The organism is Salinibacillus kushneri (assembly GCF_900111405.1).
Lineage (GTDB): Bacteria > Bacillota > Bacilli > Bacillales > Alkalibacillaceae > Salinibacillus > Salinibacillus kushneri.
Genome location: NZ_FOHJ01000001.1, coordinates 404,377 through 422,331, shown reverse-complemented (window position 1 = coordinate 422,331; position 17,955 = coordinate 404,377). Strand labels below are relative to the sequence as shown.

General features: G+C 38.9%; 17 protein-coding genes and 1 pseudogene. 10 read left to right on the top strand and 8 right to left on the bottom strand.

Annotated features, from left to right (window positions below):
• Positions 1 to 194: 194 nt before the first annotated feature.
• The gene (locus BMX63_RS01970) at positions 195 to 515 is read right to left on the bottom strand and encodes a hypothetical protein (protein WP_093131420.1); all 321 of its coding nucleotides are present in this window, start codon (positions 513 to 515) and stop codon (positions 195 to 197) included.
• Positions 516 to 631: 116 nt separating this feature from the next.
• On the opposite strand from BMX63_RS01970, the gene BMX63_RS18800 reads away from it, so the two are divergent.
• From BMX63_RS18800 to BMX63_RS01940, 6 genes are all read left to right on the top strand, one after another.
• Complete coding sequence (locus tag BMX63_RS18800) at positions 632 to 844, top strand: hypothetical protein (RefSeq protein WP_425441439.1); 213 nt, start codon at positions 632 to 634, stop codon at positions 842 to 844.
• Positions 845 to 861: 17 nt separating this feature from the next.
• Positions 862 to 924: a hypothetical protein gene (locus BMX63_RS18795; protein ID WP_425441445.1), complete on the top strand. Its 63-nt coding sequence runs from the start codon at positions 862 to 864 to the stop codon at positions 922 to 924.
• A 425-nt stretch (positions 925 to 1,349) separates the two neighbouring features.
• Entirely contained in the window at positions 1,350 to 3,128 is a 1,779-nt protein-coding gene (locus tag BMX63_RS01955) for an SLC13 family permease (protein WP_093131416.1), read from the top strand.
• A 13-nt stretch (positions 3,129 to 3,141) separates the two neighbouring features.
• Positions 3,142 to 3,735, top strand: a complete 594-nt coding sequence (gene cysC / locus BMX63_RS01950) for an adenylyl-sulfate kinase (protein WP_093131414.1) — start codon at positions 3,142 to 3,144, stop codon at positions 3,733 to 3,735.
• 89 nt (positions 3,736 to 3,824) lie between these two features.
• Positions 3,825 to 4,622, top strand: coding sequence for a 3'(2'),5'-bisphosphate nucleotidase CysQ (cysQ, locus tag BMX63_RS01945; protein WP_093131412.1), 798 nt, complete (start codon positions 3,825 to 3,827; stop codon positions 4,620 to 4,622).
• A 964-nt stretch (positions 4,623 to 5,586) separates the two neighbouring features.
• Positions 5,587 to 7,254, top strand: a complete 1,668-nt coding sequence (locus BMX63_RS01940) for a methyl-accepting chemotaxis protein (RefSeq protein ID WP_245732676.1) — start codon at positions 5,587 to 5,589, stop codon at positions 7,252 to 7,254.
• Positions 7,255 to 7,362: 108 nt separating this feature from the next.
• Here the strand turns inward: BMX63_RS01940 and BMX63_RS01935 are convergent, their stop codons facing one another.
• The 6 genes from BMX63_RS01935 to BMX63_RS01910 all read right to left on the bottom strand — a co-directional run bounded on the left by BMX63_RS01935 (position 7,363) and on the right by BMX63_RS01910 (position 13,609).
• Complete coding sequence (locus tag BMX63_RS01935) at positions 7,363 to 8,346, bottom strand: ketoacyl-ACP synthase III (RefSeq protein WP_093131410.1); 984 nt, start codon at positions 8,344 to 8,346, stop codon at positions 7,363 to 7,365.
• A 121-nt stretch (positions 8,347 to 8,467) separates the two neighbouring features.
• Positions 8,468 to 8,809: a hypothetical protein gene (locus BMX63_RS01930; protein ID WP_093131408.1), complete on the bottom strand. Its 342-nt coding sequence runs from the start codon at positions 8,807 to 8,809 to the stop codon at positions 8,468 to 8,470.
• 149 nt (positions 8,810 to 8,958) lie between these two features.
• A complete protein-coding gene (locus BMX63_RS01925; protein ID WP_093131406.1) occupies positions 8,959 to 9,447 on the bottom strand; it encodes an acyl-CoA thioesterase in 489 nt (162 codons plus the stop codon).
• A complete protein-coding gene (locus BMX63_RS01920; RefSeq protein WP_093131404.1) occupies positions 9,444 to 11,207 on the bottom strand; it encodes a class I adenylate-forming enzyme family protein in 1,764 nt (587 codons plus the stop codon). The genes BMX63_RS01925 and BMX63_RS01920 overlap by 4 nt, the downstream gene beginning before the upstream one ends.
• 26 nt (positions 11,208 to 11,233) lie before the next feature.
• Complete coding sequence (gene fabF / locus BMX63_RS01915) at positions 11,234 to 12,469, bottom strand: beta-ketoacyl-ACP synthase II (RefSeq protein WP_093131402.1); 1,236 nt, start codon at positions 12,467 to 12,469, stop codon at positions 11,234 to 11,236.
• Positions 12,470 to 12,847: 378 nt separating this feature from the next.
• Positions 12,848 to 13,609, bottom strand: coding sequence for an SDR family oxidoreductase (locus BMX63_RS01910; protein WP_093131400.1), 762 nt, complete (start codon positions 13,607 to 13,609; stop codon positions 12,848 to 12,850).
• Positions 13,610 to 14,117: 508 nt separating this feature from the next.
• On the opposite strand from BMX63_RS01910, the gene BMX63_RS01905 reads away from it, so the two are divergent.
• The 4 genes and pseudogenes from BMX63_RS01905 to BMX63_RS01890 all read left to right on the top strand — a co-directional run bounded on the left by BMX63_RS01905 (position 14,118) and on the right by BMX63_RS01890 (position 16,742).
• Entirely contained in the window at positions 14,118 to 14,303 is a 186-nt protein-coding gene (locus tag BMX63_RS01905) for an ATP-binding cassette domain-containing protein (RefSeq protein WP_093131398.1), read from the top strand.
• A 207-nt stretch (positions 14,304 to 14,510) separates the two neighbouring features.
• Positions 14,511 to 15,929 (top strand): annotated as a pseudogene (abc-f, locus tag BMX63_RS01900) (ribosomal protection-like ABC-F family protein); the annotation flags it as partial.
• Positions 15,930 to 15,999: 70 nt separating this feature from the next.
• A complete protein-coding gene (locus BMX63_RS01895; protein WP_093131393.1) occupies positions 16,000 to 16,236 on the top strand; it encodes a DUF1841 family protein in 237 nt (78 codons plus the stop codon).
• Between the two features lie 113 nt (positions 16,237 to 16,349).
• The gene (locus BMX63_RS01890) at positions 16,350 to 16,742 is read left to right on the top strand and encodes a reverse transcriptase-like protein (RefSeq protein WP_093131391.1); all 393 of its coding nucleotides are present in this window, start codon (positions 16,350 to 16,352) and stop codon (positions 16,740 to 16,742) included.
• Between the two features lie 99 nt (positions 16,743 to 16,841).
• Here the strand turns inward: BMX63_RS01890 and cax are convergent, their stop codons facing one another.
• On the bottom strand, positions 16,842 to 17,906 hold the full coding sequence (gene cax / locus BMX63_RS01885; RefSeq protein ID WP_093131389.1) for a calcium/proton exchanger: 1,065 nt from the start codon (positions 17,904 to 17,906) through the stop codon (positions 16,842 to 16,844).
• Positions 17,907 to 17,955: the final 49 nt, after the last annotated feature.

Genomic DNA, 17,955 nt, shown 5'->3' with positions numbered 1-17,955 from the left:
AAAAGAGGGACTAGGAAATATTGGGATTTTTGTTCATCACGGTGAACTTTTGAATGTACACTGCTATTAATCCAAATTAACAAAATTTAATGAAAATGATTTAACTTAAAAAGGTTCCCATCATCAATAAATCTATGATGGGAACCTTTTTAAGTTATTTTGGCTGGTTATGTTCCCAGCCTTGGTTTAGGTTACTAAGATATTGCACTTTCTGAAGTAGTACTCTTTTGGTCTGATTGTGCTGCATTAATCATTAAGAAGATTGCTGATAGAATATGCATAATCATTCCTACTACAGGAATCCAACCAATACATGAAGTTATAATACCTAAAACACTACCTGTAGATTGTCCGCCATCCTTTTTAGTCATAACTAGTGTGATAATATGTAAAACTAGCATAACAAGAAGAGGAGTCCATAATAGACTAATAATAATTGCGCCACCTAATGCGGGAATCCCTAGAATAGCTTCTAATCCTCCAGTCACCCATTTTAAAATTCTTGATACAGACATAATACCCACCTCCAAACTTCCTATAATATAACATAATAATACCATAACTGGTTAGTATTGTCATACGGATTATGTCCTGGTGCCTGTCACCACCCGAATGTTGTCGAATTTAAATTATGTACATCTCCTTACTTAGTATTCTAGTAGGTTCTTACTATCTTTTGAGATCACGTCATTTGCGTTGTGTGAAAAATGAAATTAGAGATCAGTTCCATGGTGAGTGGAGAGGGCCTGTACAAATTGATTTATTGAGTCTTACATTAGGTTATACGGGTGTCTACTCAAGTTTCCTATTATTTGCGGAAAGAGCTGAAAAGGAGTATGCGTAGATCCTCGTGATATCTTGATGAAAATCAGTGAAATGGGTGCTGTCGATGGCCAGGAGGACTGGATCATCGGGGTTGCGTAGGAGCTGGCAAAGGAGGAAAAAACTTACGCATAACAAAAATGTCCAGGCAGGGAACTCTCCCTTGTCTCAACATTTTATGGAAGATTACGATTATCAAACAAGTGGGAGAGATGACACCGTGAGCGTTATAGTGACGGATAAAAGTTTAAAACAATCGGTCGCAGTAGAAGAAAGGAATATATTGTCACGCCGTCATCATCATTAAGAATCTTGCGGGAACAGTTAGTAAAAAATATTGGTATCGAACGAATCAGTGATTTCCTGTTTCAGTTTGGCTGGGAAATGGTTGTCAGGGAAGCCAAAAAGACTATAAATTTGAAATTCCCTACACCCCTGGGTATTTCCTCCACATACAAAAATTCGTCTATTTCCATATGTCGGTTTATGGTAAAATAGAGTATATGTAACTAATAAGGGGCATAGCTATGTCTTTTGAAATGATTTTTGTATTAATCATCATTATAGCCATGCTGAGCGGGCTGCTTTTTGAAGTAGCGCGGCCGGATATGGTTGTTTTTTCTGCACTAACGATTTTATTAATTACTGGAATACTTACACCTGAAGAAGCACTCCAGGGCTTTTCTAATGAAGGAATGCTTACAATTGCCCTGTTATTTATTGTGGCAGGTGCAGTTCAAAAGAGCGGGATTGTAGATCGGGCCATGAGTAATTGGCTGGATAGAGGGAAGAGTAGAAATGGGTCTATGTTTCGATTTCTAATTCCTTCATCCCTATTCTCTGCCTTTTTAAATAATACCCCGATTGTTGTAACCTTTACACCTTTGATTAAGAAATGGTGTGAGGATCACGGGATTGCTCCCTCGAAATTTTTAATTCCATTGTCCTATGCCACGATTTTGGGAGGAACGATGACCTTAATGGGAACTTCTACAAATCTAGTGGTACACGGGATGTTACTTGATTATGGATTTGATGGATTTTCCTTCTATCAGCTTGCAATAGTAGGACTGCCCATTACGGTCATTGGAATGGCTTACTTATTTACAGTTGGGTATAAAATCCTTCCTGAGCATAAGGGCTTTCAACAGCAGGTGAAAGAGGAATCTAGAGAATACATTGCAGAAATGGTTGTTGGTTCCAATTTTGCTCATGTGAATAAAAGTGTACAGGAGGCAGGTCTGCGGGATCTTAAGGGGCTTTACTTAATTGAAATTATCCGTGGAGATGAGCGGATTTCGCCTGTACGCTCTACAACAACGATTCAATTAGGGGACCGGCTTATTTTTGCAGGCCTCATTTCGACTCTAGCTGATTTGCAGCGTATAAAGGGGCTATATGTAGAAACGGGAACCAATATAGAGCTCAATGATTTACGGAACGGCACTTCTCAATTGGTCGAGGTTGTGGTTTCCCATCAATCGTCACTCTTGTCGAAATCGATTAAACAGTCCAAATTTCGTTCCAAGTATGATGCAGGTGTCATTGCGGTTCATCGAAATAATGAACGGATTCATAGTAAAATTGGGGATATTGTATTAAAACCCGGGGATACATTACTATTATTGGCAGGACCGGATTTTATTGAAAACTACCAGCAATCGAATGACTTTTATGTGGTATCGCCACTTGATACACCAAAATCATTAAATACACATCCCAAAAAAGGCTGGTTTTCTGTAGGGCTTTTAATCACCATGATTATGATGGTTACCCTTGGATGGCTGTCGATGTTCAAAGCTATGGCACTAGCGGCACTGATTTTATTAGGAACGCGAATAATCACTCCAGAAGAAGCGAAGCGAAATATCCAATTTAATGTATTACTGCTCATTGCAAGTTCATTTGGGATAGGCGTTGCGATGACAAAAACAGGACTGGCAAAGTGGATTGCAGATGGTCTATTATCTGTTGGACAGCCTTTAGGTATTATGGCAATATTATTTTTAATGTATCTGTTAACAAATGTTTTTACAGAAATCATTACAAATAGTGCGGCGGCCGTACTAATGCTCCCTATTGGCTTGGAACTGGCAAACCATTTACACGTAGACCCAATGGGATTTGCGGTTCTTATTGCCATCGCAGCATCTGCAAGCTTCATGACACCCATTGGTTATCAAACCAACCTGATTGTCTATGGTCCAGGTGGATATACATTTACCGACTATGCGAAAGTAGGTACACCTTTAAGTATCATTGTAATGATTACTACAGTTATTATTGTAAATTTAGTATGGTTTTAGGAGGATATAAGACATGACGAAATCAGAAAATATTGTATGGCACGATTCTAAAGTAACGAAAGCAGAACGGGAAAAATTAAACGGACACAAAGGTGCTGTTTTATGGTTTACTGGTTTATCTGGATCAGGTAAGTCTACCGTTTCTGTTGAGTTAGAAAAAGAACTTCATGCACAAGGTATTCATACCTACCGTCTGGATGGAGACAACATTCGTCACGGCTTAAATAAAAACTTAGGCTTTAGCCCGGAAGATCGTAAAGAAAATATTCGCCGTATTGGTGAGGTTTCCAAGTTAATGGTGGATGCAGGATTAGTGACACTCACTGCCTTTATTTCCCCATATCGCGAGGACCGTGACAATGTACGGGAATTATTAGGAGATGGTGAATTTATCGAAGTTTTTGTAAAAGCAAGTGTAGAAACGTGTGAATCCCGCGACCCTAAAGGTTTATACAAAAAGGCCCGAGCAGGTGAAATAAAAGGATTCACCGGCATTGACGCACCGTATGAAGAACCATCCAATCCAGAAATCACCGTTGAAACCGATAAACAATCCCTGAAAGAATCCGTACAGCAGATTGTGGAGTATTTGAAGGAGAACATATAGGGTGCCTGTCACCACCCGAAATTTGTCGAATGGGCGCGGATACAGATTCTGTGCCCATATAATCTAATACAGAAAGGATTTACAACTTCATGGCTGATTTATCAAAATTAATGGATATTGCTTTAAAAGCAGGACAGGAAATCTTGAAGGTTTATAAAGAGGACTTTGACGTCGAAGTAAAGGAAGACAACTCTCCACTTACTATCGCTGACAAACGCTCTCACGAAACGATTATGGATGGGTTGCAATCTACATATCCTGAAATTCCGGTATTAAGTGAAGAAGGAGCTGAAATCCCTTATGATGAGCGTGCTCATTGGGGGCATTTTTGGCTTGTGGATCCACTTGATGGAACGAAGGAATTCATCAAGAAAAATGGTGAATTCACAGTCAATATAGCGCTTATTGAAGTCAAATATCCTGTAATGGGCATCATTTATGCTCCTGCTCTAGATACCCTTTATTTTGGAAAGGAAGGCCACGGAGCATTTAAATTGGAGAATGTATCGGAAGGAACCGTAGAAGACGAAGCTGACCTGATACGGAAAAGTGAAAAGCTTCCGAATGCGAAAGAAACAGATGTCATCAACGTCGTAGCCAGTCGTTCTCACATGTCTGATGATACCCAGGCGTTTATTGATGATTTGAAAAAAGATGGACAGGAAGTCGATGTAGTTTCAGCAGGAAGCTCCTTGAAGTTCTGTCTCTTAGCGGAAGGAAAAGCTGATTACTACCCGCGTTATGCTCCAACCATGGAATGGGACACGGGGGCTGGACAGGCTATTGTTGAAGCTTCTGGTGGAAAGGTATTGAGACATGAAGATCAGGAGAGATTTTATTATAATCGTGAGAATTTGAAGAACGGATGGTTTTTAGTCAAAAGATAAAATCATAAAAAATGGAGAGAAGATAGGATACCTTCTCTCCATTTTTTTATGTCTGAAGAACACAATGGTAGCTAAAATGGATTCATCTCTCTCCCCCATATCCAGCTCCAATTATTTTATAACCATAGATATCTTCTTTTATTCTGGCTGAGTTAAACATAGGGTGTTGATTTCCTCTCCAGTGCACTAGCTTTCCGTGGGTGAGCTTAGAATCTCCTTGGCATACGACTGCGGGGTCTTCCGTATATCGCTCTTCCCACAGGAGTCTATCGCGCTTCCGTTCCAATCAACTTGGTAGATCAATCAACAATAAGCTTAAACACAGCCTTTAACTTAAGCAGTGCCGTCTCTATCTAACCCGTTTGTTCATTCCAATTTCAGAGGGGAATATATTACTCAAAGAATCCTTAATGAAAAGGTAAAAAACGATTAAATCAACCTTTCATTCAGGTTGATTTTTTTAAAAAGATCTGGTTGGTGGTGAATGAACATGAAGAGGAAGCGTATAAAGAATGTCAATAACCCGAAAGAGAATGGGGGGATTTAGAAATTGGAGAGCAATTCTTTATTCAAAAAGACGGAATAAGGGTGGTTTAGTTGAAAGTAAACAGTTTGTTGCAGAGGGTGAATTGTATAAAAACTTAACCCGGTACACAGTTAAAATTAAAAATTTCGCATAAATTCTATTAAATCTATGGCATACAGGTCGATAATTATAGTGTGGAATGCTTCCATTTTCATGTAAGCCTGACTGATTTAGAAGGTTTTATGTAAATTAATGTGAGGTGAATTTTGAATCTGATTTTTCCCTGAATAAGGTGTTTAACCTTCCTTCACGCATAGTAAGAGGCTGATAAAGTAGAACTCCGTCAGAAAAAATGAGTCACGTTTTAAGCATAATCAACAACTAGAAAAGTATAGAGGTGTATCAATGAAAATATTTAAATTATTCAACTTCAAGAGTATGAAAACAAAACTTTTAACAGCATTTGCAGCAATCATTGTACTCGTCTTAATATTAGGCATTACAACGATAACTCTTAATAAAAATACGAATACTGAAATGGAAGATTTAACGGATAAGCAATTAAATGTATTAATTAAGGATGAAAAGATAGCATTAAATATGTCGCAAAGAACCAATCTATTAAGAGGTTTTTTACTTTATGAGAAACAGGAGTACAGAGACAAATTTGAGTCTGGTATTGAAGAAAGTATTGCTTTGGAAAATGAATTAGTAGAGCTTAGTGACTCTGAGAGAGTACAGGAGCTTATTGATCAGAAAATAGAATGGGGGACTTTCACCGATCAGGTTTTTGCCGAGTATGATAATGGAAATAAAGAGAAAGCTTTGCAAATCATGGAAACAAAGGTTCAGCCCCTTTCTGATGAATTAATACAGTCTTTTGAAGAACTGGCAAATGAGCAAGAAGGACTCATTAATACTACTGGAGATGACATTGTCAATGCAAGTAATATAAATGTGATTACAACTCTAGCCATAACTATTTTAATTGTAGTAATGAGTATTACGATTGCTTTCCTTCTTTCTCAAAGAATGACTAAACAGCTGAAAACGGTTAAGGACCGCATGAAGAATATAGCAGACGGAGATTTAACAGGTGAAGATCTAGAAGCGAAAACAAAAGATGAAATCGGAGATCTTGTCATAGCCACAAACGATATGAGTAGTAATATGAGAGACCTGTTAGGAAAAATCAATTCAGTATCCGAAACGGTATCAAGTCATAGTGAAGAGCTAACACAGTCAGCAAATGAAGTTATGACGGGCACAGAAAAAATTTCTACTACCATGGAGGAGATTGCATCAGGTTCTGAAACGCAGGCAAATCATGCAAGCAGCCTGGCGGACAACGCAGGCAGTTTCTCTACTAAAGTAGATGAGGCAAATGAAGATGGTGAATTAATTTACGATGCATCGAAGCAAGTATTGGAAATGACAAACGATGGAAGACAGCTTATGAACAAGTCTGTCAATCAAATTCAATCTATTCACACGATAGTAGAACAAGCCGTAGAAAAAGTGAAAGGACTGGATGCCCAATCCAATCAGATTTCTAAACTGGTCACGGTTATTAAAGATATAGCCGATCAGACAAACCTGTTAGCTTTAAATGCTGCCATTGAAGCAGCCAGAGCTGGAGAACACGGCGAAGGGTTTGCTGTAGTAGCTGATGAGGTTCGTAAATTAGCAGAGCAAGTTTCTAACTCGGTAACAGAAATTACGGGCATTGTAGGCAGTATTCAATCGGAATCTTCAAACGTAGTAGAATCACTACAGGACGGATATGATGAGGTAGAAAAAGGTGCAAATCAGATTCAATCCACCGAAGAAACGTTTGAAACAATCAGTATCGCCATTGATGAAATGGCTTCAAGTATTGAATTTATCACAGATAATCTGGTTGAAATGTCTCATACAAGTAAAAACATGAATACATCCATTAATGAGATTGCTTCTGTATCCGAAGAGGCTGCAGCAGGTGTAGAAGAATCAGCCGCTGCATCTCAACAAACCAATAGCTCAATGCAGGAAGTAACATCCAGTTCTGAGGAATTATCAAGACTTGCAGAAGAATTAAATAGTCTTGTACGCCGTTTTAAACTGTAAATTAGTTGAATTAATCTCATTACTTGAAAAGCTAACCATAAAAAAGATAAAGCCTTTTGATTACTATTATAAGTAATCAAAAGGCTTTTTTAATCTTACATTAGTGGTTTAATACTTAAATAAAGTAGCTACTAATTCATATCCCGCTCCGACTGTCCAAAATAAAACGTAGTCTCCTCGCTTAATACGTCCAGATTCAATTCCTTGATGCAGAGCAATGAAAGGACTGCTCGTACCTGTGTATCCAAACCGATCACCAACATAGACGATCTGTTCATCATCAAGATTAAAGTGGTCTTGAATTTTCAGGATATTGCTTAGAGCAAATTGAGATAAACAGTAAGCTTTAATATCCTTTGCGTTTAGATTGTTTCGCTCTAAAAGGGTACTAATCATTTCATAGGTTGGTGGTAAACAAATCCCTCCATCAAATGGGAGCCAGCTTATCGCAGAAACACTTTTATCTTCTAAAATACTTTTCGTTAGACCGTCTTTAGGGAATCTAATCATATCGCGGTTAATAGAATCGGTAAAATAAATAGAATCAATGAAGCCTGTATCTTCCTCGGTCTTTTCTAAAATAACTGCAGCTGCAGCATCTCCATAACATGCATAGGTAATTTCCTCTTTAGGGTTGCTAACAAGCGTGTTGTAATCAGAGCCGATAATTAGAGCCTTATTAACACGTGGATTAGCCTTCATATAATAGGAAGCCTGTTCTACTGCAAGGGTCATACCAGCACAATTTGCATTGGAATCCATTATGATCGTTTCATTCTTAGCATCGATGGCATGGTGCACATAGGTCGCATTTGTTGGGAAAGTTGTTTCCGGGACCTGTGTACTAAAAACGATGAGGTCAATATCCTGACCGGTTAATTTAGCTTTTTCAAGAACTTTTTTACTTGCTTCAATTCCCATTGTTAAACCATTTTCCTCTTCATTATCAATCACGTAGCGTTTGTCTCTTCCCATTATCTCTAAGAAATGGGAAATATCTTTTTTCTCTTTGAAATGCTCAATATAATAATCGTTGTTTACTACTTTTTCTGGATGATATATGTCGACTGCTTTAATTTTAATGTTGCTCATTCTGTATGATTCTCTCCTTCGTCTAATTACTGTTCTGAGTACATCAATTACTGAGAATAAACTTACTTTATCTTCCAAAATTAAAATAAATGGTTCCCTTTAGTTCAGAGGTTTTTAATGATTAAACATCCACAACCTTCGAATTCTTCAACCCGATATTACGTGCCAGACGATGAATCTGCAGTTTTAAGATGGCGTTGGATTTTGTATTAAATTGGACGGTTTTAAACCCGGATTCTTTATACATTTGCATAGAACCTTCCAGCTGTGGAATCATTTCCTGTCTTAAAATTTCCATGTTTGTGCAATCCACTTCTAACGTATACTCATCTGTTGTAATGCTGGAAACCGCATTTTGATAATCTCGCGCAAACCTTTGTACGTCTTCTTCTGTAAAACTTCCTCGTACTTCCATTTCAATCGTTTTTTTTCCATGCACAATGTTAATATAATATTTTTCCATGCTGTTTCTCCTTTCCTTATATGAGTGGCTAACTTGAGCTAAAGAGTTAATTGGATAAAAGAAAAAAGTAGTTACCTTGCTATCAAAGCAAGAGTAACTACTTTATTTATCGGATAAATGTCTCATATTTAAAGGGGTGGGAAGTAGACTTATGTCCTATTTTTTGCTAACCTTTCATAGACTTCTGGGGCAGCTTTATGAATTCGAATAGGCTTCCATTCCTGATTTACCCACATATGTGTGGTGGTTCCTTTGGCAAGAAGTTCACCTTCTGGCTTTTCTATTTCCCCTGGGTTCATTATTAAAGTATGGTTGTTATCTGATTCTAAGTTTTCATTGCTTATTTTTCTGGCTTCATAGGCAAAGGTTAACCGCACTGGTGAAAACTGGTCGATTTTTGTATAAATCGCTATACAGTCGTCAAATCGAGCAGACTTTTGATATTGAATATCCAGATTCAAAACGGGCAGAAGGAGACCCATGCTTTCCATCTTCTTATAAGATATCCCAAAGTGACGCATCCATTCCGTACGTCCGATTTCAAACCAGTTTACATAATTTCCATGATGAACAATTCCCATCTGGTCCGTATCTTTGTATTGAACGCGCATGTATTCCCGATACCATCTATCTGTCATTTTCTCAGTTCTCCTTTTGAATACCATGACCTCTTTCTTGTTTTTAGACGTTCCTCCGCTATTTCCTGTAAACGGAATTTTTGCACTTTGCCTGTACTGGTCATGGGCCAATCCGCCGGCTCTACAAACCAGACGTGACGAGGGATTTTAAATCGTGCTAAACGAGAGGAGCACCATTCTACAATATCCTTACGTGTTAATTTTTCTCCAGATTTCACCTCTACAAATGCTGCGCCAGCTTCTGTTGTGACCTTATCTGGTACACCAATTACGTTTACCTGATTGACGGAAGGATGCTGGGAAATCACAATTTCGACCTCACGAGGAGATACGAGCTCCCCTGATACTTTATATAGTTCCTTACTTCGGCCAAGCAGCTGAATATAGCCATTTTCGTCCATTCGTCCAACATCTCCTGTTCGCAACCATCCATCCTTATCAATGACTTTCGCTGTTTCCTCAGGTTTATTGTAATATCCATGGGTGACCGTAACACCTCTTACGGCAAGCTCACCAATAGAGCCCTCAGGCAAATCCTCTCCGGTGTCCCGGTCAATCGTTTTATATTCAACTGTACTCCCATTAAACTCAGGCATGCCACTTACACCACCGAGCTTCGGACGCCCTACACGGGAGGAAATTCGTTCGACTGGGTCACCAATTTCCGTCGTGACCCCTGATGATGAAACCTCTGTTTGCCCGTAACCTGTGATGACTTCAGATAGTCCCAAAACCTCTACAGCTTTCTCCCATACTGGAATGGGGGCAGCTGCAGCCCCGCACCACATCGCAAAAAGGTTAGATAAATCATATTCCGAAACACGTGGGTGATTTAATAACGGAACAAGTGTAGATGGGACACAAAGATAATCATTGGCTTTATATTTTTCCATTAATTGCAGAGAAGCAAGTGGTGATGCGCCAAGGGCTGATATCATAGATCCACCGACAAAAGACATGGCTAGTATCGCTTCAATGATGGCAAAGCAATGATAGAATGGTAGCGGCGCAAAGGTCACCCGTCCTTCTTCAATGGCTCTGCTTATACAAGTACTGTAGGCACATCTTAATAACATATCATCGGTGAGCATTACACCTTTTGGATTTCCGGTTGAACCTGATGTGTACATGATGATGGCTACTTCATCAGGGTAACGGGCTAGATTTCGTTTTTCTTTTAATTTATAATCCTGGATAGAATGTGCTCCTTTTACAAAGTCATGCCAGGTTTGAAAACGATCATCTACTGGGTTAGCATCTTCGTTTGGAATGCTGATAACCTGTTCTAATGGACTATTTTCCATAAATTCTGGGGTGTTCAGTAGTTCTGAGATGGCCATTCCGTGCTTTTTGTTTTTGATAGTTTCCTGCACAATTAAAAATCGTGAATCCGATTGTTGTAGTAAATAGCTGAGCTCATTTTTAGCCAGCATTGCATTTAAGGGAATAAAAACGGCTCCAATCATGGAAGAAGCAATCAGTAAGGATGGATAGTCTTCATGATTATCCATTAATACAGCAATATGGTCTCGTCTTCTAACGCCAAGCTTTAAAAAGGCTTTAGCATATTTGACAGCTTTCTCCCAAAGGTTCTGATAGGTAACCTCTACGTCTGATATGTAAAGAAAGGGTTTCGTTTTATATTGGGAACATGCTTTTTCGAAATGGCTGGCAATCGTATCCCGCGGCCATATTGGAAAACGGTTTTCAAGTGCTTGACGTCGCTCGGCCACGTTTTTCTGATTTACAGTTGTTTGCATATGTAATCCCCCTTAGCTATTTACGATTATAACTGGTGTTTCTTAAACGCAAGTACAGCATTATGACCACCAAAACCAAATCCATTTGATAAAGCGAAGTTTATGCTTCCTTTAACAGCTTTATTGGGTACATAATCTAAATCACATTCCGGATCTGGATTGTCTAAATTGATGGTTGGTGGATAAATGTTAGCTGCCATTCCTTTTAATGTAAGAATCGATTCTATGGCACCAGCTGCACCAAATAAATGCCCTGTCATGGATTTGGTAGAGCTGATTTTTACATCGTAAGCATTATCTCCGAAAACCTCTTTCACTGCCTTCGTTTCAGAAATATCTCCGGTAGGCGTGCTTGTTCCATGGGCGTTGATATAGTCCACATCTTTCGGAGAAATAGTTGCCCGTTCGATTGCAAGCTTCATGGCCTTAGCTGCCCCTTGATAATCCGGTGCGGTGATATGGTAAGCATCGGTCGTACTTCCATAGCCGACAATTTCACCAAAAATCGGTGCGCCCCGTTTTTTGGCATGCTCGTACTCTTCTAAAAATAAAACCCCGGCACCCTCTGCCATGACAAATCCGTCACGATCTGCATCAAATGGACGGGAGGCTTTTTCCGGTGTATCGTTTTGAACGGACATTGCCCGCATCTTAGAAAACCCTGCAAAATAAAGTCTGGTGATAGTTGCCTCTGATCCTCCGGCCAAAATCGCATCTGAATAGCCATGGGCAATATTCAGATAAGCTTCCCCAATCGCGTGGTTGCTTGTTGCACAGGCTGAAACAGAGGCAAAGCTTGGTCCGCGAAATCCTGTTTTAATGGCTACGAAACCTGAGGCCATATTATTAATCATCGCTGGAATCAGAAATGGTGAAACCCGTTTCGGGCCTTTTTCCAGCATCGTTTGATGATTGTTTAAGACAGTCTGAAGACCACCAGTTCCTGATCCAATATAAACACCAATCCGGTCTTTATCTACTTTTTCCACATCCAGCCCTGATTGTTCTAAGGCTTGTACAGCTGCAGCATACGCATACTGTGTAAAGACATCATATTTTTTTATCTCTTTCGCATCTAAATAGTGTTCGGCAGGGAAATCATTAATGGATCCAGCTATTTTCGTATTGATATCCTGGAATTCCTCAGAATCTAATTTTTTAATACCAGATTTTCCATTTTTAATATTTTTCCAAAGGGTATCCACATCATTTCCTAATGGAGAAACAGCACCTAATCCAGTTACAACTACTCTACGTTTCAATGTGATGCTCCTTTCTGTACATTCACACTACCCGGGAGTCTAAATCACCAGCACCAGCTTATCACTATCAGCTTTTCAATGTCTGTGAAACAGGATGTGTTTATTGGCAGACTTATTAAGATTGATCGTCTGATCATTATGGACAGTTGTTTTATGAAATCTGCTATGGCTTTTAGTGGTTCTGCCAGCTTTTAGGTTTTACAATGCACTCATTAGTTCAAAACCTATCTCTTTTGCTCGGTATCCCAGATTGACATGAATGGATGCTTCATAAGCCAGTTAAAAAGTTTAATCCCCCCCTGGGAACCATTATTTTTCATCATCTTAACACCTTTTGATGCCCATTTCCATTGGGACATGACGAATAGAGGGAATTACCTAAAAGTCCGGATTGTTTTTTAGGAAGTTCTCCCAGGCTTGTTTTGTTCCTTCGTCAATTTCTTCTTTTGAAGCATGGAGTCGCTTTTCTGCATCTCCGTATCCGATTTCCAAATCACCCTGTTTGATTCTTTCGAAAATGGAGTCTGCAAACTCATCCAAAGGTGCACCCATTGTATGCAATCCAGATCCCCCTAGGTCTGTGTTAACGGCTGGTGGCAATATTTCAATCACATCTACATTTGATTGAGATAGCTGCAAACGCAATGAAGTGGTGTAGGAGTGTATCGCTGCTTTAGTTGCACTATAGATAGGTACCCAAACACCCGGTCTTAGAGCCAAACCGGAGGAAATATTAATGATGGCGCCACTTTCCTGTTGCGTAATGAGTGGTGTAAATAACATAGAAAGATGAATGGGACCATCCACATTAATCGATATCTCTTTGCGATAGTAGTCCCAGTTCTGATCAGCTTTTAAAAGATTTACTCTTTGCTGAATTCCGGCATTATTTACGAGAACATTTAAATTAGGAAATTCTTTTTTAACCGACTCAAAGAGGACCTTTCGATCATCCTCTTTTGAAACATCACAAACCTTTGTATGTAATTTTGGATATTTTGCTTTTGCTTCATTTAATTTTTCTTTACGACGGCCCACGATAATGACTTTATTATCTGTTTCCAAAAAGCGTTTAGCAAGGGCCAGTCCGATACCAGCTGATCCGCCTGTAATTAAAATGGTATTTCCTGATATATTCATGTTTTGCCTCCTTTTGGTTCAATCCTTATTTCAAGTAGTCTATATCCAATATACCACTTGAATACATGGATGGAAAAATAAAGAGCGATTCGTATTACAAAAGGGAGATTCTTGATCATTGAATAAAGCCAATGTGTGAAGGTTATGTTAATAGGTACATAATGTATCTAATCTTGACCGGTGTTAAGGCTGTATTTTCAATCTATCCACAATTTCATTGTTGTCAATGTACTTTTATGATTTAATAATAGTAAATCGCTTTATAAACGGAGGTTAATAATAGAATCATGAAGCATGACACGTTATCTCAATAAGCAAAAGAATAGTAAAACGCTAATCTGCCTTGGTGGATGAGACGGGATACGTGTGTGCAAAATGGAAAAATAAACAGCATCTTGATTATTGGATCTTTAACTGATTCCGGGTACTCGTATGTCAACATCACAGGCAGAAGCTTGTGATTTTTTTATTATATGAGGTTATGTTTATATTTCACTGAGGTGAGGTTATGTTTATATTTCACGCGAAAGATTTAAAAAAGGAAATCAGTGGATCGGTACTGTTTGAAAATGTTCATTTAGAGATTAAGCAAGGTGAACATTTGGCGATATATGGACGTAATGGAATAGGAAAAACCACGCTGCTTAAAGGACTGATGGAGAGAGACTCGTTTGATAAAGGTCATATTCAGTGACATGTTGGACTTATAGAGTGGGTTTGGCTTGAACAGTCTCCGGAAGTTCCTGATTCTTTCACTGCAAAGGCATTTGTTTTAAGTGCATTTCACAAATGGTTTAAAATCAGGCAAGAACTCATAAAACTTGAGCAGGTGATGAAGGTTTCCCCGCATGACGAAGCGGTAAATAAATATCAAGCATAATATGAAACGTTTTTAGAACATGGTGGCTATGAGCGGGAAGTTGAAGCAGATAAAATATTAACCAGATTAGGTGTGGACGCTTCACTTTGGGAAGTTCCTTTTCAATCGTTAAGTGGTGGTCAGAAGACAAAAGTACAACTGGCAAAAGTTCTTGTCCAGAATCCAGCTTTTATTATTATGGATGAACCGACGAATCATCTGGACCAGGAAACCATCAGGTGGCTCGAGAACTGGATGAATAACTATCAAAAGGCGATTTTGTATGTTTCTCATGATCGGCATTTTTTAGATCAGACGGCTCATGCGATTTATGAATTAAATCAGAAAGGCTGTAAAAGGTATCCAGGAAATTACACAAGATTTAAAGAACAAAAGGAAATTGAGGCGAAAACCGAAGAAAAAAGATACCAAAAGTACAAAAAGAAAAAACAGGAGTTGGAAGTCTCCATTCGCCGGTACCAGCAATGGTTTGATAAGGCTCACCGTTCAGCGGGACAAAATGACTTTTTAAGGGCTAAAGCAAATAAGAATATTTCGCGTTTTAGAGCAAAGGAATCGGAACTTGAGCATCTGGAGAGTGAAGGAATTCGAAAGCCTAAGGATGATAAAGAGGTTAATATGAAATTAGATAGTAGCAGTTTCTCAGCACGATCCATGCTACACATTGACAAACTTACCTTTGGATTTAATGAACATATCATTTTTGATCATCTCCAGTTTTTTGTCCATCGTCAGGATCGAATCGCTATTATAGGTCCCAATGGTGCAGGAAAATCTACATTATTGAAGCTCATTATGAATCGTCTTAAACCGATAGAAGGCTCTATATTCGTGAATCCCAATACGAAGATCGGCTACTTTGACCAGGAATTAAATGGATTAGATGAAGATGCAACTTTATTGGAAAATTTGTTGGATTTACCTGAAATGACACAGACAGAAGCACGAACAATCCTTGGCTCTTTTCTATTTAGAAGGGAAGCGGTGTATAAGAAGGTTGGGGATTTAAGCATGGGAGAAAAATGTCGTGCGGCTTTGATTCGACTCTATTTTAGTGATGCAAATTTACTTATTTTAGATGAACCGACGAATTATTTGGATATTGATACAAGAGAAACGGTAGAAGCAGCTTTACAATCCTATCCAGGTGCGATGCTGGTTGTTTCCCATGATCGGTATTTTGTGCAAAAAGTAGCAAATCGCATTCTTTATTTGGGGGAAAAGCACATCATTGATTATCAGGGAACTTATGATGAATTCTTGCAGCATATTGAAAATCGAGTGGATGCAAATCAGCAGACGAATCAAAATAAATGGAACCAGTTGAACATGCGCATGATTGAATTGATGACTAGCGAAGAGCACACCGTTGATGACGAAGAATATTGGGAGGAAATCAGAAGTATTAAAAAACAACTTGCCGAATTGGAAGACAAGTAAAAAGGGCTAGTTGTATTGAAAATCTATAGTTGATAAAATATGTTGGAAATATAAACGTGGAGGAAAGAAAATGGCCAACCAGCGAATGAAAAGTAAATTAATTGAAGTGATTGATAACCAGCTTAACATCAATGAACCTGAATGTACGAGGGTGACATTAGATCGCTTAATTGACTCAGGCTATAAAGAACAGGAAGCAAAAGAGAAAATCGCAACAGTTTTAGTAGAGGAAATGTACGATGTAATGAAACAAGGAACACCATTTGATGAAGAAAGGTATTGCAGCAAGCTCGCAAAGCTTACTTGAGGTGGTGCCTGTCACCACCCGAAAAATCTTGTTTCACAAAATGTTTCACAGTGGTTTAGTTTACAGCTTTTTCTGGACAAGAGAAAGAAACAAACACAAAAGGAGCGTTACATTTGATTGAAGTCTACACAGACGGAGCAGCAAGAGGAAATCCCGGACCGGCTGGAGCGGGAATCTATATTAAAGCCCAAGGAACAAACTACGAATACTCCTATTCTTTAGCATCTTTATCTAATCACGAAGCTGAATTTATAGCAGTTATTAGAGCCTTAGAAATCTGCCAGGAGAAGTTTCCTGATGAGATTTTATCCTTTCGTTCGGATTCTAAGATTGTTGTGGATGTAATTGAGGCTGATTTTACAAAAAACAAAACATTCCTGCCATTGTTACAGGAAATAAGAGAAAAGTCGTCCTTATTTCCTTACTTTTTTATCAAATGGATTCCTGAAAAGCAAAATAAGCATGCGGATGAATTAGCACGAAAGGCAATTGTTAGAGGAGAATAGTTGGTATTCTCCTCTTATTTTTTAGGAAGAAAGAGAGGCTCACTCTTAAATAGGGAGATGAGCCATTCATGCTATTCCCTTAAGAAAATCCCTGTCTCACTACAGCAAATAAAATCCTATTCCCATGATGAGATAGGCGCTTAACAAGGCCAGGCCTTCAAACCAGTTGGATTCACCGTCTATCGAAATAATAATGAGTAGAAACACGGCTGTAATCATGCTGATCAATTCGGGCCAGGTAAACACAAGGGGCATGTTTGTTGCGAACAGAAGGGAAAGTAACACCAGAATCGGAGCGACAAACATGGCCACCTGTAATGTAGAACCAACTGCAATTTCAACCGCTACATTCATTTTGTCTTTATAGGCCATAATGACAGCCGAAGCGTGCTCTGCTGCATTTCCAACGATGGCAACGATAATGACCCCTATGAATAGCTCAGAGAAACCAAATGCCTCGCCAACAGCGTTAAAGGTGTGAACCAGATTCTCGGATACATAAGCAACTGTAATGGTAGCGATAGCGAGAATGATGACCGCTGTCCATTTTCCCCATTCAGGCGTTTCTTCCGCTCCTTTAGTCTCCCCGCCTTCTTCACTATTTTGAAAAACTCCGCGATGTGTGACCAACTTGAAAAGTAATGTTGCGATATATAGAAGAATCAAGATAATGGAAGCCCCAATACTGAGAATCATGGTTTCATGATTCGTCATAGTATCTGAAAAAACTTCAGGGATGACAAAAGCAACAATAACAGAAAAAATAAGCAGCCCCGCATTTAAGCGTGAATCATGGATATTAAACTTTTGACGCTTAAATTTCAAACCGCCTATAAAGAAGGATAGACCACCAACAAGTAGTAAATTTCCTATTACAGAACCGGTTAAAGATGCAAGGACAATGCTAATTAGTCCCGCCTTTAGTGAAAAAATCGAAATCATCAGTTCTACCGCATTACCGAATGTAGCATTCAATAAACCGCCTATTCTCGGTCCCATGACAATGGCCAGGCTCTCTGTTGCTCTCCCAATAATACTGGCAAGTGCAATAATGGTTACACAGTAAACGATAAACATGAATACGGATGGCCAATGCATAAGTGCACCTATAACTGAAATGGGGATTCCAATTACCGCAAGACCTATAAACACTTTATTCATCATGGGTCATAAACCTCCAGTGTATAATCCTTTAACCATTAAATTTTCCATT